The sequence below is a fragment of the Falsirhodobacter sp. 1013 genome (assembly GCF_051195255.1).
Classification (GTDB): Bacteria; Pseudomonadota; Alphaproteobacteria; order Rhodobacterales; family Rhodobacteraceae; genus Falsirhodobacter.
The window spans coordinates 1-2,839 of record NZ_JBNJLK010000040.1 but is presented as its reverse complement, the minus strand read 5'-3'; the positions used below and the strand labels follow the sequence as shown (position 1 = coordinate 2,839).

Here is a 2,839-nt window from a genome sequence, read left to right as displayed (position 1 = left end):
AATTCGGGCGCCTTCTTGAACGTCGCCCACGCGTCCGGATCATGCCCGGTCACGACGTCCGCATCCACCTTCGTGGCCAACGCTCGCAGCTTTTGCACAGAACGAACGGTATCGACCGTCGAGGCCAGAAAACCCGGGAGCGCTTTTTCTTCCCAATGATCGGTAGTATAAGCAGCATCGATGGTCAGAATCATCGGCTTTCGATTCGGCAACCTGACCAGCACAGACTGATGGCCGGGCGCATGTCCGGGGGTGAACACCGTTGTCACTGTTCCATCGCCATAGAGGTCGTAGTAGTCATCGTCGGTGCCGTTCAGGAACTGCCATTTCAGGTCGGGCCGGTCGAAGTCCTTGCGGATATAGCCGCCAGCGGCAAACCAGTCGGGTGAGAAGGCGTACTCATACTCCGACCGCTGAACGATGTGGGTCGCGTTCGGAAAGCGCCCCACCGCCCCTGTGTGGTCCAGGTGAAGATGGGACTGCAGGACAAAGCGGACGTCCTCGGGATCGATTCCGAGCGCCTTGATCTGATCCACGCAGCCCATGTCCTTGTCGAGCACCGGCCAGTACACGTCGCAGATCCCGCCCCAGTGGCTGCGCGGATCGGTTGCCACCTCGATCGCATTCCCGCCATCGATGATCGTGTGCCCATCGGGATGCGTGATCAGGTAGAACGGCACCGGAATTTCGTAATCCGCGCCGTCACCCTGGTTCATCTTGATGTTGTGAACCTTGCACTTCAGCGTCCCTGACTGAAGCATGTAAAGCCTGATATCCAACTCTGTTTCCTCCCAATCGCTGCGGATCTCGAAAATGTCGGGTAATCGGTCGGCAACCGCGCGCGCCCGGAGGATAAAGCGATCCTCCGCATCCCCCCAACAACGCTGTTCAACAAATCGAACGACAATTCGATATATAGAACATCAGGCGCGTCGTTTCGTCTGTCAAGTAATTATCGCACCTCACCGATCAGTTCCTGAAGCCGACACGGCGCGAAAGTTGAAGAGCAAAATCGGCGATGGAAGTTCCCATGGCCTCAATAGTGGGCGCTTTCGCTTCGGCGGTCGTCATCGACAACGCTACTCCGGCCACGATATTTCCGCCCGCATCCAGCACCGCCGCCCCCAGACAGCACATGCCGGCGCGCACTTGACCGTTGTCGACGGAATACCCACAGCTGCGTGCCAGCTCCAGTTCTGACAGCAGCGCATCTGCCGACTGGACGCTTGTGTCTGTCAGGGCCGTCGGGAAAGGCTGGTCGAGCAACGTCGCCAGATCACGGGGCGGCAAATGGGAGAGCATCGCCTTCCCGGTCGCCGTGAAGCTCGCGGGCAGCCTCATTCCGATGCGGAAGCTTACACCGAGAGGGGCGGAACTGTTCTGGCATGCAAGATAGATGACTTCGTCGCCAAGCAGGGTCGACAGCGTGACCGTGTATCGTTGCAAATCAGTCGTACAGTCCAACAGATCCTTGAACTCTGCGATAAGGCTGGATTCATCCATCGCCGCACCGCTCCATCTCAGGGAGCGTGTTCCGAGCGAATAACGACCCGACTTTTCCCGAAGCAAGTTCAGATGGCACAGGGTATGACACAGTCCATGCACGCTGCTTTTGGGAAGCGAGAGTGCGCGGGCGATGTCGGACAGGATCATCGGACCGTCGGCCGCGATGATGTCCATGATGCGAACCGCCCGTTCCACTGCAGGCACAAGCCTTGTCTCGTCGGCCATACTTAACCTTTCTGTTGACAAGCCCAGTATCCTACGAAATCGTGTTCAGCATCAAGAACTTTGTTCAATATATCGAACAATTAGGAAGAGATGACATGAACCTCAGGGATCCTTCGCTGCTGAAAAGCGCCTGTCTTGTCAACGGCGCTTGGGTGCAGGCCCGCTCGGCCGAGATCATCACGGTGACGAACCCGGCCGACGGCCAGACGGTGGGCACTGTGCCGGCGCTGTCCGAAGCCGAAACGCGCGACGTCATCGACGCCGCCGAGGCCGCCCTTCCCGCCTGGAGCGCGCTGCCTGCCAAGGAGCGTGCTGCCATTCTGCGGCGCTGGTTCGACCTGATGATCGACAACGCAGACGACCTTGCCGCCGTCATGACCGCCGAGCAGGGCAAGCCGCTGGCCGAAGCGAAGGGCGAGATCACCTATGCCGCCAGCTTCATCGAGTGGTTCGCCGAGGAGGCGAAGCGCATCTATGGCGACACGATTCCCGCGCCGCAGACGGGCAGTCGCATCACCGTCATCCGCCAACCTGTGGGCGTGACCGCCGCGATCACGCCGTGGAACTTTCCCGCCGCGATGATCACCCGCAAGGCCGCCCCCGCGCTGGCCGCCGGATGCACCATGATCGTGCGCCCGGCCGAGCTGACGCCGCTGACGGCGCTGGCGCTTGGCGTGCTGGCCGAACGGGCGGGCGTGCCGGCCGGGGTGCTGCAGATCATCACCGGCGGCAGCCGCGTGATCGGCAAGGTGCTGACCGAATCCGACGTCGTGCGCAAGCTGTCCTTCACCGGATCGACCGAGGTGGGGCGCCTGCTGATGGCCCAATGCGCCCCCACGATCAAACGCCTGTCGCTGGAACTTGGCGGCAACGCCCCCTTCATCGTGTTCGAGGACGCCGATCTGGACGCGGCGGTCGAGGGGGCGATGGTCTCCAAATATCGCAACGCGGGCCAGACCTGCGTCTGCGCCAACCGGATCCTGGTGCAGCGCAGCGTCTATGATGCTTTCGCAACCAAACTCACAGCCAAGGTGGAGGCGCTGAAGGTCGGACCGGGAACGGAAGAGGGCGTGACCATCGGCCCGATGATCGAGGAGAAGGCCATCGC

3 protein-coding genes are annotated in these 2,839 nt (G+C 61.1%); 1 reads left to right on the top strand and 2 read right to left on the bottom strand.

Annotation, left to right across the window (positions count from 1 at the left end):
* A partial coding sequence (attM, locus tag ACSHZY_RS18800; protein ID WP_435171752.1) for an AttM family quorum-quenching N-acyl homoserine lactonase occupies nt 1-779 on the bottom strand: 779 nt, incomplete at its 3' end.
* Between the two features lie 190 nt (nt 780-969).
* Nucleotides 970-1,731: an IclR family transcriptional regulator gene (locus tag ACSHZY_RS18795; RefSeq protein WP_435171751.1), complete on the bottom strand. Its 762-nt coding sequence runs from the start codon at nt 1,729-1,731 to the stop codon at nt 970-972.
* 95 nt (nt 1,732-1,826) lie between these two features.
* Here ACSHZY_RS18795 and ACSHZY_RS18790 point away from each other — a divergent pair.
* The coding region (locus ACSHZY_RS18790; RefSeq protein WP_435171750.1) for an NAD-dependent succinate-semialdehyde dehydrogenase at nt 1,827-2,839 on the top strand (1,013 nt) is incomplete at its 3' end.